The organism is Emticicia sp. TH156, assembly GCF_002855535.1.
GTDB classification, from domain to species: Bacteria; Bacteroidota; Bacteroidia; order Cytophagales; family Spirosomataceae; genus Emticicia; species Emticicia fluvialis.
Window position 1 is genome coordinate 315,931 of the sequence record NZ_PKRS01000006.1, and the last position, 13,351, is coordinate 329,281.

The 13,351-nt window shown below is 43.6% G+C and carries 12 protein-coding genes and 1 tRNA gene; 9 read left to right on the top strand and 4 right to left on the bottom strand.

From position 1 onward, the window contains the following. The gene (locus tag C0V77_RS13390; RefSeq protein WP_101726844.1) at positions 1–1,440 is read left to right on the top strand and encodes a TolC family protein; all 1,440 of its coding nucleotides are present in this window, start codon (positions 1–3) and stop codon (positions 1,438–1,440) included. A gap of 43 nt (positions 1,441–1,483) precedes the next feature. On the opposite strand, the gene C0V77_RS13395 is transcribed toward C0V77_RS13390, so the two are convergent. The 3 genes from C0V77_RS13395 to C0V77_RS13405 form a co-directional block, all read right to left on the bottom strand. Next, entirely contained in the window at positions 1,484–2,254 is a 771-nt protein-coding gene (locus tag C0V77_RS13395; RefSeq protein ID WP_101726845.1) for a TSUP family transporter, read from the bottom strand. Positions 2,255–2,320: 66 nt separating this feature from the next. Continuing rightward, on the bottom strand, positions 2,321–3,292 hold the full coding sequence (locus C0V77_RS13400) for an aldo/keto reductase (RefSeq protein WP_101726846.1): 972 nt from the start codon (positions 3,290–3,292) through the stop codon (positions 2,321–2,323). A gap of 48 nt (positions 3,293–3,340) precedes the next feature. After that, positions 3,341–3,880, bottom strand: coding sequence for a hypothetical protein (locus tag C0V77_RS13405; protein WP_143706094.1), 540 nt, complete (start codon positions 3,878–3,880; stop codon positions 3,341–3,343). A 323-nt stretch (positions 3,881–4,203) separates the two neighbouring features. On the opposite strand from C0V77_RS13405, the gene C0V77_RS13410 reads away from it, so the two are divergent. The 8 genes from C0V77_RS13410 to C0V77_RS13450 all read left to right on the top strand — a co-directional run bounded on the left by C0V77_RS13410 (position 4,204) and on the right by C0V77_RS13450 (position 12,581). After that, positions 4,204–4,276: transfer RNA gene (locus C0V77_RS13410), tRNA-Lys, on the top strand. Positions 4,277–4,696: 420 nt separating this feature from the next. After that, a complete protein-coding gene (locus C0V77_RS13420; protein WP_173830546.1) occupies positions 4,697–5,539 on the top strand; it encodes an EboA domain-containing protein in 843 nt (280 codons plus the stop codon). Between the two features lie 7 nt (positions 5,540–5,546). After that, complete coding sequence (locus C0V77_RS13425; RefSeq protein WP_101726848.1) at positions 5,547–6,566, top strand: TatD family hydrolase; 1,020 nt, start codon at positions 5,547–5,549, stop codon at positions 6,564–6,566. 15 nt (positions 6,567–6,581) lie between these two features. Beyond that, positions 6,582–7,463, top strand: a complete 882-nt coding sequence (eboC, locus tag C0V77_RS13430) for a UbiA-like protein EboC (protein ID WP_101726849.1) — start codon at positions 6,582–6,584, stop codon at positions 7,461–7,463. Between the two features lie 46 nt (positions 7,464–7,509). Then, positions 7,510–8,658: a 3-dehydroquinate synthase gene (locus tag C0V77_RS13435; RefSeq protein ID WP_101726850.1), complete on the top strand. Its 1,149-nt coding sequence runs from the start codon at positions 7,510–7,512 to the stop codon at positions 8,656–8,658. A gap of 1 nt (position 8,659) precedes the next feature. Beyond that, the gene (gene eboE / locus C0V77_RS13440) at positions 8,660–9,853 is read left to right on the top strand and encodes a metabolite traffic protein EboE (RefSeq protein ID WP_101726851.1); all 1,194 of its coding nucleotides are present in this window, start codon (positions 8,660–8,662) and stop codon (positions 9,851–9,853) included. A gap of 22 nt (positions 9,854–9,875) precedes the next feature. Beyond that, positions 9,876–11,252 (top strand): alkaline phosphatase family protein, encoded by a 1,377-nt coding sequence (locus C0V77_RS13445; RefSeq protein ID WP_101726852.1) that lies wholly within the window; start codon positions 9,876–9,878, stop codon positions 11,250–11,252. A gap of 234 nt (positions 11,253–11,486) precedes the next feature. Then, on the top strand, positions 11,487–12,581 hold the full coding sequence (locus tag C0V77_RS13450) for an NAD(P)-dependent alcohol dehydrogenase (RefSeq protein WP_101726853.1): 1,095 nt from the start codon (positions 11,487–11,489) through the stop codon (positions 12,579–12,581). A 76-nt stretch (positions 12,582–12,657) separates the two neighbouring features. Here C0V77_RS13450 and C0V77_RS13455 read toward each other — a convergent pair whose 3' ends face one another. Further along, positions 12,658–13,302, bottom strand: a complete 645-nt coding sequence (locus tag C0V77_RS13455) for an ankyrin repeat domain-containing protein (protein ID WP_101726854.1) — start codon at positions 13,300–13,302, stop codon at positions 12,658–12,660. Positions 13,303–13,351 lie beyond the last annotated feature (49 nt).

Sequence of the window (13,351 nt, forward strand, 5' to 3'; positions counted from 1 at the left end):
ATGTATAAACGATTCATTTATCAATGCCTGGGGGTAGCTTTCCTGACATTGGTGCTTTCTGCTTGTGCTGTTCCGGTAAAGTTAGTTGAAAAAAATGCTAATAAATATACACCTGAGCGCTTCAATAACAGCGCTCAGGATTCTACCAATACGGCAAAAATTAAGTGGAAGGATTATTTTCAGGACCCAAATCTGGCAAACCTGATAGAAACCGCTCTGAAAAATAACCAGGAGCTGAACATAACCCTGAAGGAAATAGAAATAGCCCAGAACGAAATAAGTGCCCGTAAAGGAGAATACCTGCCTTTTGTTCGCCTGGGAGGCGGAGCAGGCGCCGACAAGGTATCCAGATATACCAGCCAGGGTGCAGCTGATGAGATGTCTGAAATAAAGCCGGGTAAAAAAACGCCACCAGTATTGCCAGAAGCCTACTTTGGCGCTACCGCAAGCTGGGAAGTAGACATCTGGCATAAATTACGTAATGCCCGCAAAGTGGCCATTGCCAATTATCTGGCAACAATAGAAGGCCGGAACTTTCAGGTTACGAATCTGGTAGCTGAAATTGCCAACTCTTACTACGAGCTGCTGGCGCTGGATAATCAGTTGGAAACTATCAGGAAAAACATTGAGATTCTGAATAGCGCACTGGGGATTATCAAACAGGAAAAAGAAGCTGCCAAAGTAACGGAACTGGCCGTGCGACGGTTTGAGGCCGAGGTATTTAAAACCCAGAGCCTGCAGTATGAAATTCAGCAGAAAATAACTGAAACCGAAAACAGAATTAATTTTCTGGTGGGGCGTTTTCCGCAGAAAGTTGAACGAAGTTCGCAACAGTTTAATGAGCTAATTCCGGCTGGCATCCAGGCGGGTATTCCCTCACAGTTATTACAGAACCGACCTGACATAAGACAAGCCGAACTGAAACTAGAGGCCGCAAAACTGGACATCAGCGTAGCCAGAGCCAACTTTTATCCATCATTGGGCTTGTCGGCTTTTGTGGGCATCAGCGCTTTTAATCCATTATTGCTGGCCAATATTCCGCAGGCGCTGGTTACCTCTCTTGCCGGAGACCTGGCGGGGCCTCTCATTAACAAAAAAGCCATTATTGCTACCTATAAAAATGCAAGCGCCAAACAGATACAAGCCGTATATGTTTACGAACGAACAGTACTGAATGCCTACATAGAAGTAACCAATCAGCTGGCAAACATCGGTAATCTGGAGAAAAACTATGCTATGAAAAGCAATCAGGTTGATGCCCTGACGAAGTCTACTAACATTTCGCTCAGACTTTTTACATCAGCCCGTGCCGATTACATGGAGGTATTGCTGACCCAGCGAGACGTACTTGAATCGAGAATGGAATTAATTGAAACCCGAATGAAACAACTGAATGCCGTAGTAAATACCTACCGTGCTTTAGGCGGAGGGTGGAATTAATCAACGAAACCATAAAACAGGCCCTTCCAGCAAAGGGCTTGTTTTATTTGTAAAGCTGCCAAACGTCATACCCGAACCGGAGAATGAGGCCAAACACCACAACCAGAAATATTACCCGCACAAAAGAGTTGCCGCGCAGGATAGCTATCCTGCTACCTACATAAGCGCCTGCCATATTGCACAACATCATCGGAAAGGCAATCTGAAAAACCACAAAGCCTTTGCTGACAAAGAAAATGAGAGAGGCTACATCGGCTATTACATTTATAACTTTTGAAATGGCAGAGGCCGACAAAAAACTGTAGCCAATCATGCTCACGAAGCCAAATACCAACAGGCTGCCGGTACCCGGCCCCACAAAACCATTGTAAAAACCAATAGCCATGCCTATCAGTAAGCTATATCGCGGAACCACCGCCAGGCTGAAACGGAGTTTTTCTTCATGGCCCAGATTCTTCTTCCGGTAGGTATAAAGGGCTATCACACTCATCAGCACTAATATGGTTGGCTTTAAGATGCGCGCACTCATGAGGCTGGATATTAACGCCCCTGAATAAGACATTACGGCCGCCCCTAACCCGGCATAAATAACGGTTTTCCACGGAATCTTCACCTTTTTGGCATATTGATACCCGGCCACTGCTGTACCCATAAAAGAAGCAAAACGATTGGTACCAATAACCTGCGGAACAGAATAGCCAGGAAACAATATAAACAAAGCAGGGACCTGCACTAAGCCGCCCCCGCCTACAATAGAATCAATAAAACCTGCAAAAAAAGCAGCTATGCAGGCCAAAACTGTGGTTTCTGACATGAATGTTATGGAGAATGAAAAAAGGAGAAAGGACTTGAATGTCCTGTTCCTTTCTCACTTTTAAAACTATTGCGACCACTCAGTCGGGGTTCTGTCCCATCTGTGGCTTTTGAGTTGTACGCGAAGATTTTCGTCTAGTTTTTTGCCATCACTGGTACCGATATTGGCATTTACGTGGCGAATCTTTCTCATGCCCGGTATTATGGTATGTACATCATCATTACCCAAAATAAAACGCAGGGCCATTTCAGGCATGGTCATTCCTTCAGGTACCAATGGTTTCAGTGCATCGGCGTGTTCTACACTCGGAATCAGGTTTTCAGGCACAAAATAGGTAGACCGCCAGTCATCAGCCGGAAACACCGTGTCTTTGGTTAGCAAACCGGTAAGGGTGCCTTCATCAAATGGTACACGGGCAATCACGGCAATATCCAGTTCGCGACAAAGCGGAAACAATTCATCTTCCGGATTCTGGTCGAAAATATTGTATATTACCTGTACCGAATCTATCAGCCCGGTTTTCAGGGTTTCCAATACATTGGCGGGCTCCCAGCGGTTCACACTTACGCCAAAGTGTTTCACTTTGCCTTCCTGTTTCAACTTGGTAACTGCCTCTTTCCATTCGTCTTTACCTGCCCAGGCGTCTTCCCAGACATGGAATTGCTGCAAGTCTATGCATTCAACAACCATGTTCTTCAGGCTTTTTTCGGTGTATTCAATGATATGGCTTGCCGGGAAACAATCTTCCAACAGGAAATGTGATTTTGACGGCCATGTAAAATTCTTTGGTGGAATTTTGGTGGCGGCATACAAACGTCTGTCGGCATATTTTTTCAATACCCTTCCTAATATTTGCTCACTTTTACCCTCGGCATATCCCCACGCCGTATCAAAAAAGTTACAGCCAAGTTCAACCGACCGGTCAAGCGACTGCCCTACTTCGTCCTGGTCAGAGCCGGTCCATCCCGCAAGGCCCCACATACCATATCCTATTTCGCTGACATTCCAGCCAGTACGTCCAAATCTCCTGTACTCCATAATTGATATTTAATATGATTAAAAATAAATTTTAAATTAATGCCCCCATCAGTTTTTTTTCCTTTTGGCAATGGATGATGCCCAGGCCACCAGGCCTGTTAAAAACAAAGCTATGCTGATACCAAAGGTAGTCCATTTAAATATTCCTGCCGTTGAAGCCAGACTGGCAGCGGCGTTTATTCTTTCCGGATACGCCTTCAGCATAGCAATATTACCAGCATTTTCTAATATATCACTAATGAAAACCAGCATCGGAAAAACGTTGAGATTCTGCATAAAACTATCAGCCTGAAAACCTCTTTTGAACACAAAACTCAACAACAACAAATTGGTAATGGTATAAAAAACAGGGTAAATGATATCTATACAGGCTTCCATCACAAAATAGAGTTTTCTGCCCTCTTCGCCATAGGCCGACAACAGTTGGTAGGCTTCATCAGGCGTAAATCCAAATTTCAAATCTAGCACACCTAATACGCCCTGTGGGTCAAACCTGGTTTGCAGGTAAGGCAAAACCACACCTGAAATGGTTATTTGCAGCACAAAGAATATAATAATATTCCGGCCCGAAGCATTTCGGTGAGCCAAGTTTGAAATCGACGCAATCATAGCGAGGTCAAATCGGGTTAAAGGGATACACAAATATATAGAAAATGATGTATTCTCTTTCATTAACCCGAGTTAACAGAAGTAATTATTAGTTTTTAAATACCAATTGCAGACACTGAAAATAATTTTATATAATATAGCAGCAACAGTCCAAAAAAAATTAAATTTGCAGCGTATGAGACTCCGTAGCTCAGTTGGTAGAGCAACTGAGTGAGCGTCACCCGGCGAACGTCGCCCGGCGAACGTCGCCCGCTCTTAATCTATGGGTTGAGAGTTCAGAAAATAATTAAAAGTAGTACAATGACTCCGTAGCTCAGTTGGTAGAGCAACTGACTCTTAATCAGTGGGTCGAGAGTTCGAGCCTCTCCGGGGTCACAAATACTCGCTCGAATAAACTAAAACAAGTATGCAGGCTCTCTTGCTCAGTTCGTAGAGCAAAGCGTGAGCGTCACCCGCTCTTAATCAGTGGGTCGAGAGTTCGAGCCTCTCCGGGGTCACAAATACTCGCTCGAATAAACTAAAACAAGTATGCAGGCTCTTTTGCTCAGTTAGTAAAGCAACTGAGTGAGCGTCACCCGCTCTTAATCAGTGGGTCGAGAGTTCGAGCCTCTCCGGGGTCACCTGATAATCAAGTACTTAGCAATCTTGTTAAGTACTTTTTTGTTTTGGGGGCTTAACCATTTGCACAAAATTGCCCCTTTTGTCTATTTTAATATCATTTTTGGTATAAATACTTTAATAAGCTCAGAATTCTTCTTTAGATTTGCTTCTAATTAATACAAAGTGCCTAACCTTATGAATTATTCTGCATTGTTGCTTGAAAAAATTAAAATTCAGGCATCTGCTAAAGAGCTGAGTTGGATTGAGTCTAAAAGTAATGGTGGTTTACAATCATTACAGGTAGCATTTGTGGCCGTACCAAGGTTTATCAGCAAAAGCCCTGTACTTGCAGCCGATACCATCAATGGTGTTTCTTTTGATAACTGGACACTGGATAAACTGGTAAGAGTCTATTTACTGGCCAGTCTGGAAAGCACTGATAAGGAAGCTTACACAAAAACACTGGATATCCTTTTTGATACTGCAGAAAACAATGAAGCCAGCGCTTTAATTGCGGCTCTCCCATTCTTGGCATACCCCGATTATTGGCTTTTAAGAGCCACAAACGCCGTGAGGTCAAACATCGGGCCTGTTTTTGATGCTATTGCATTCGGAAACCCGTTCCCTAAAATTCATTTTTCTGAACCGGCCTGGAATCAATTAGTCTTAAAATGCATTTTTAATGATAAGCCCATTCATAATATAGACGGGCTTGATGAAAGAGCCAATCAGGAACTGGCCGATTCAATATCTTATCTGGCGCATGAGCGCTGGGCTGCAGGCAGAACTATTCCGTCGCAGGCCTGGCGTCTGGTAACCAGATTTATGAACGAGGCCATTCTGAAAGATATTGAGCATTTGTTTACAACGGGAACGGCCGCTGACACCATTGCGGCAGCAATTGTATGTGGCCAGTCTGATTTACCTGCCGCTAAAGACCTGCTAACGAAACAAACAGCCTTGTATGAGCAATGGCAGAACGGAATCTTTAGCTGGCAAATGGTAGAAGACCACCAAAGAAGTATTTTAAATTATTAAGTAAGTTATGTGCCAGAAACATTCAGAAATATCGCAGAATCCGTCACATTTTGAAGGAAGCGCCGAAGAGCTAAAAACTTCAAAAGAGATTCAGGCCAATTATACCGATTACATCAAAGGAATGAAGTTCTTTGACCCTCATATTCACATGACCTCAAGAACTACCGATGATTACACTGCGCTGATAGATGCCGGAGTGGTTGCCATCATTGAGCCGGCTTTCTGGCTCGGACAACCCCGCACAGGTGTAGACTCGTTTAAAGATTATTTCAGCAGCCTGGTTGGTTGGGAAAGATTCCGCTCTTCGCAGTTTGGCATCAAACATTATTGCACCATCGGGCTGAACTCACGCGAGGCCAATAACGAAGCACTGGCAGAACAGGTAATGGAAGTATTACCTCTGTTTATTTACAAAGAAGGTGTTGTAGGTGTGGGCGAAATTGGTTTTGACGACCAGACAGCCGCCGAAGAAAAATACTACAGGCTTCAACTGGAACTGGCAAAAGAAGCTAACTTACCCGTTCAGGTACATACGCCTCACCGTGACAAGAAAAAAGGAACCGAACTGAGTATGTCTATTGCCCTGGAGCATGGCATTGACCCCGGCATGGTAATAATTGACCATAACAACGAAGAAACTGTTGAAAGTGTGCTGGAGCAAGGTTTCTGGGCTGCGTTTACTATTTATCCATTCACCAAAATGGGTAACGAACGTATGGTAGAAATTGTAAAAAAATACGGTTCTGAACGAATAATGATTAATTCGGCCGCCGATTGGGGCATCAGCGACCCGCTGGCTGTACCAAAGACAGCCGCCCTGATGAAAATTAAAGGGATATCAGACGAAGACATCCGTCTGGTTACTTATCAGAACGCCATTGACGCTTTTGCGCAAAGCGGCCAGATAAATGTGGCAGATTTTGAAAACCCGGTAGTAATTGACCAGAGCCTGAAATTTAACGGGAACACCATTCTGAGAGGTGGCCAGATTCCGCGGGTAGATAAAAATTCAATTTTTATCTCTTAAACAACCACTTGTATCTTGAATATTAAATCTTACATACAAATAACCCGCCCCGCCAATGTAATCACGGCAGTATCAGATATACTGGCCGGGGTTGCTATTGCTGTATTTTCTTTTTCGTATGAAGAGGTAAATATCACGGGTGTTTTGTTTTTGTGCCTGGCCACTATGGGTCTTTATGGTGGCGGCATTGTGTTTAACGATATTTTTGACCTGGAACTTGACCGCATTGAACGCCCTGAAAGGGTGATTCCAAGCGGAAAGATAAGTAAGACCAATGCCGTTATTTATGGCTCCTTTCTGCTAATTTCCGGAATATCGGCGGCGTGGTTCAATAGCCCGCTTAGTGCAATAATAGCGGCTTTGGTTGCAGCCTGTGCGCTGGTTTATGACAAATATGGCAAACATCATTCCTTTTTCGGCCCTATAAATATGGGATTATGCCGCGGCGGTAATCTGATACTGGGCATGAGTATCATTGAGCGCTCTATTGAGCAATGGTGGTTTATCGGCCTTTTGCCGGTTTGCTACATTGCTGCTATTACAATGATTAGCCGGGGCGAAGTTCATGGAGGTAATAAAAACACCTTATACTTTGCGGCGTTTCTTTATATTATGGTAAGTACAGCCCAATTGTATTTTTCGTACCAATTAAACAATCTTCCGGTAGCAGCAGCATTTGTGGTTTTACATATTTATCTGATATTCAAACCATTGCTTGCAGCCATAGCAAACCCGATTGGCCCCAATATTGGCAAGGCAGTAAAAGCAGGGGTTCTGTCGTTAATAGTCATGAACGCCGCGTGGGTAAGTGTTTCGGGCAATATTTTGCTGGCGCTGGTAGTGCTTTGCCTGTTACCTGTTTCAATATGGCTGGCCAGGTTTTTTGCAGTTACATAGCCCCGGCAGCTACCTTTTTATTAGATTTTATTTATTTTATCTACCAATGAATGTAATTCAGCAGGCCTTTCAGGTGCCTTTTTCTTTTAATATTATTTTCACACAAAACCTTTTTTCTTCTGAAAACAAAGCGTTTATCAATTTTCTTACAAACTTCGGCGAACCCGGTTTTCAGAAAAAAATATTGTTTTTAATAGATGCCGGTGTTGCTGAAAAACATCAGTATTTGCCTGAATCAATCAAACAGTATTTTCAAGGCCAAACCCAGATTGACCTGGCAGACGAAATACTGGTTTTACCGGGCGGAGAATTAGTTAAAAACGACAGCCAGTATCTCGACAAAGTTCTGCTGGCTATCAATCAATACGGTATAGACAGGCACTCTTTTGTGGCAGCCATTGGCGGTGGCGCATTTCTTGACATGGTAGGCTATGCCTCCTGCATTGCGCACCGTGGCGTAAAGCATATCCGGATACCTACCACCGTGCTATCACAAAACGATTCAGGCGTGGGTGTTAAAAACGGTGTCAACTTTCTTGGCAAAAAGAATTTCCTAGGTACTTTTGCGCCTCCTGTGGCGGTATTTAATGATTCTAACTTCTTAACCTCTCTTTCAGACCGCGACTGGCGTTCGGGTATATCAGAAGCCGTGAAGGTGGCTTTAATTAAAGACCTGCCCTTTTTTGAGTGGCTGGAGACCCATGCACAAGCTATGGCAAACCGCGAGATGAATGTGATGAATGAACAGATTTTCCGTTCGGCTGCCCTGCATACCAATCATATTTCAAGTGGTGACCCATTCGAAATGGGTTCGGCCAGACCCCTAGATTTTGGGCACTGGGCAGCTCATAAATTAGAATATCTGAGTAATTTTGAAATAAGACACGGAGAAGCCGTGGCTATTGGTATTGCACTGGATTCTGTTTATTCAGAATTATCAGGGCTAATCTCCAATGAAGATTCAAACCGTATCATCAGATTACTAAAAACTTTAGGGTTTACCTTGTATCACGACTCGCTTGCAGCCAATGACAAGCTGAATTTGTGGGAGGGCCTAAATGAATTCAGAGAACACCTGGGCGGAAGGCTGACCATAACCATATTAGAAAAGCTCGGTAAGGGCAAAGAAATTCATGAGGTGGATTTTGATTTAGTGAAATTGGCTGTTGACCGCCTGAAATTAACCCTCGATTAAAATGAAAACACCGTACGGACACCTGAGTTATTGTAGCAATATTCATCCCGGCGAAGACTGGAAAGAACATTTTGCGGTTCTGCAAAGCAGTATTCCGGAAATCAAGGCAAGGGTTTGTCCCGATGCGCCTATGGGCATAGGCTTAAGACTAGCCAATCAGGCCAGTATTGATTTATCAGCAGAACAAAATTTTGAGACCTTTCAAAACTGGTTGACCGAACAGAATTGTTATGTTTTTACCATGAACGGTTTTCCGTTCGGAAACTTTCATCATACAATTGTAAAAGACCAAGTGCATGCACCTGATTGGACAACACAGGAAAGGCTGGACTATACCATAAGGTTGTTTAATCTGCTTGCCCGATTATTGCCGGATACTTTAGAAGAAGGTGGTATATCTACCTCACCGCTCTCTTATCGGTTCTGGTGGTTAAACGAAGTTGCACTAGAAGAAGCAACCATTAAAGCCACCAAAAACATGATTTTGGTAGTTGAGGAGCTGATAGCATTAAAAGCAAGCACCGGTAAAACGCTTCATCTGGATATTGAACCGGAACCCGACGGGATTCTGGAAAACTCTAGAGAGTTTATTAACTGGTATAACAACTATCTGTTACCGATAGGAATTGAGCAACTGGGCGCCAAAGGTTTCTTGCCCGGGCAAGCCATTGAGGCCATTAAAACGCATATTCAGCTTTGCTATGATATTTGCCATTTTGCGGTTGGTTTTGAGGCGCCAAAGGATGTAATTGTAAAAATGGAGACTGAGCAACTGAAAGTTGGGAAAATACAAATAAGCTCGGCCCTGAAAGTTGACTTTGCTGAACAAGCGCAGGAAAAACTGGACGTAATTGCTCAGTATAACGAACCCGTTTATCTGCATCAGGTTGTTGCTCAAAGATATGACGGCAGCTTTACAAAATACCCCGACCTGAGTGAGGCCATTGCAGGCTTTGATAACAGCATCAGCTCGTGGAGGGTACATTTTCATGTGCCTTTGTTTTTAGAGCAGTATGGTTTGCTGGGTTCTACGCAATCTGATATTGTCAATACCGTTGATGTACATAAGGCAAAGCCATTTACCAACCATCTTGAAGTAGAAACCTATACCTGGGGCGTTTTACCGAAAGAATTTCAGGCTCCGCTTAACGAGTCAATCATCAGAGAATTAAATTGGGTAAAAGGATTATTATAAGAGGCTCTAAAATTCTACTAAAATGCAAAAAACTGTAGTTATTGATATAGTTGGCCTTAGTACCAGTGTCATTGGTGAACACACACCGTTTTTACAGAAATTCATTGCAAAAAATACGCTTACGCACATTAAACCGGCTTTCCCTGCGGTTACTACCACAGCGCAAAGCTGTTATATAACCGGTAAAAACCCGGATGTGCACGGTATTGTAGGGAATGGCTGGTATGACCACGATGCGTGTGAGATGAAGTTCTGGAAACAATCTAACAAACTGGTTCAGTCTGAAAAAATATGGGAGGCTGCCAGAAGACAAAACCCGGATTTTACGGTTTCTAAGATGTTCTGGTGGTATAATATGTACTCATCGGCCGACTTTTCAGCTACGCCTCGCCCGCAATATCATTCAGATGGTGTAAAAGTACCAGATTGTTACACCTATCCGGCCGACTTAAGAGATAAACTCCAGGCCAAGTTGGGTACCTTCCCATTGTTTAAGTTCTGGGGGCCTAATACCAGCATTGAGTGTTCGAAATGGATTGCCGATGCCTCATTAGAGGTTGACAGAACCGAAGACCCTACACTAACGCTCATTTACCTGCCTCATTTAGATTATTGCCTGCAAAAATTCGGTGTTGATTTCGGCAAAATCTCTAAAGATTTACATGAAATTGATAGCCTGGTAGAAGAGCTGGTCAATTACTATGAGCAACGCAATGCTAACGTTATATTGCTTTCTGAGTACGGTATCAACAATGTGAGCCATCCTATACACATCAACAGAATCCTGCGCGAGCATGGATTACTTTCTGTACGGGTAGAAAGCGGGCTGGAACTGCTGGACTGCGGCGCGTCAAAAGCTTTTGCCGCTTCCGACCACCAGATTGCCCATGTTTACATCAATGATGAAAGCCAGAAAGAACGGGTAAAAGAAATTCTATCTAAAATTGATGGCATTGCCCTGATAATGGATGAAGAAGAGAAACAAAAATACCATATCAATCATAAAAGAGCCGGTGATTTTGTGTTAATGGCCAAGGCCGACAGCTGGTTTACCTACTATTATTGGTTTGATGATAAACTGGCCCCTGATTTTGCCCGCAGTGTGGATATTCATAACAAACCGGGCTATGACCCCGTTGAGATGTTTATGAATCCGGCTAATCCTTTCATTAAATTAAGAGCCGCCTACAAGTTGCTTCGTAAACTAACAGGCTTCAGATACAGAATGGATGTTATTCCGCTTGATGCCAGTCTTGTCAAGGGCTCACACGGCACGCTCGATATCGGAAAAGAGTTTTATCCTGTACTGGTTAGTAATCAAAAAATAACAGAAGAGATAGCTGCAACCGATGTTTATGATGTAATCTGGAACAGTTTGTTCGGGAATAACATGAAATAAACATTTTAATCCTTTCGGCCAAACAACAGGCCCTCTATGGTTGTTTAAACTGACAGCGGCCCAATCACGAAATCCGGCCGTGCCGCACTTTGCTTATCCTTTTTTCTAATCAGGCAGGCAAACTGTGCCAGACACTTTTGGTGTAACATTTCCAATACCACATTGGCGGTTTTTACAGCTAATGGGCCAATACAGCACGAATACTTTACTTATACATCTATAAAAAACTTATCCATGGAATCCGTAAAATCAGTAACCGGTGGCGCAACAGATGTTCCGTCAAAAGAAGTAAAAGCATTTGGTACGCTAGCCGCAGATGCACGATTAGACCAACTGCAAATTAAACGCAGAACGCCTAAACCGCACGACGTTGAGATTGAAATATTATATTGTGGCGTTTGTCATTCAGACCTGCACACAGCCAGAAGCGAATGGCCCGGCACGGTTTATCCATGCGTTCCGGGGCATGAAATAGTAGGAAAGGTTGTCAGTGTCGGTAATCATGTAACCAAATTTAAAGTGGGCGACCACGCTGCCGTAGGTTGTATGGTTGATAGTTGCAGAGATTGCGAATATTGCAAGGAAGGGTTGGAGCAATACTGCGAACAGGGCAATACAGGCACCTATAATGCACCTGATGTACATTTAGGCACACACACCTTTGGTGGATATTCTGAAAGCATAGTAGTTGATGAATCTTTTGTGTTGCATGTGCCTGAAAACCTTGATCTGGCCGCTACTGCTCCACTATTATGCGCGGGTATAACCACGTATTCTCCACTAAGACACTGGAACGTCGGGCCGGGCAAGAAAGTAGGCGTGGTGGGTATTGGCGGGCTGGGCCACATGGCAGTAAAACTGGCTAAAGCAATGGGGGCAGAAGTAATTGTTTTTACTACCTCAACATCTAAGATTGAAGATGCCAAACGCCTCGGTGCCGATGACGTGGTGTTGTCAAAAGACAAAGCGCAGATGGCCAGATACAGAAGCAAGCTTCACTTTGTTTTGGATGCGGTTTCTGCCGAACACGATATTAATCAATACCTGGGTTTATTGAAGGTAGACGGGTCTCTTGCTTTGGTAGGTGCGCCTGAGCGTCCGCTGCCTGTGGCTGCATTCAGCCTGATACCTGCCCGCAGAAACTTTGCCGGCTCAATGATTGGAGGGATTGCCGAAACGCAGGAAATGCTTGATTTCTGTGGCCAGCATAACATTGTTGCCGATATTGAGATGATTAAAATGGATGAAATTAATGAAGCTTATGAGCGCCTGTTGAAAGGCGATGTGAAGTATCGGTTTGTAATTGATATGGCTTCGTTGAAGAACTAAAATTCTAAGTCAATTAAGCGAAAACAAAAGCCTTTCAGCAGTTACACATCTACTGCTGAAAGGCTTTTTAAATGAATCAACTCAACAATTCTTTTAGTGCTTTATTCTCTTCTTCAATCATGTCAAAAACTGTTTTCCCACCACTGTTTGGAATGCTCTTGTCTGCCCCTGCTTCAAGCAAGAGCTTAACACATTGCAGGTAACTATCCATATCTTTCTTATCACTGCTATATAAACCATGAACGGCCCAGAAAAGCGGTGTCGACTGAAAATCAACACATCTCCTGTTTATTTCTGCCTGTGCTTGAATCAGCCTTTCTACCACTAAAGGACGGCCGCACCAGGCTGCCCAATGCAGGGCCGTACCGCCATGAGTACCTGCATGGTTTATTACCGCATCGTTTTCAATATAAAGCAAAGCTATTTTATCGGCATGCAGGCTGGAAGCGGCTATTAATGGGCTGTCCTTTTTCTCTATTAATTCTCCTCCGTTTACATCAGCACCATATTCCAGAAAAAGTCTGGCCATTTCCACACCCTCCTGGTCTGAATATTTGCCAATGAAAACGCCATCGCAAATCCGGTGTAGCGGATGTGCCCTGGTTGTATTCAGCTCGTCGTAAGGCAAGCCCTCGTTCGCCAATTGCGGATTAGCAGAAAGCGCGCTTTTTAAACCCTGGTAGTCTGCTCTGTCAATTAATTGTTTTACTGATACCGCCATGGATTAAATGTCTAATCTCTAAAAGGTGAAGTCTGATTTCTGCGATACA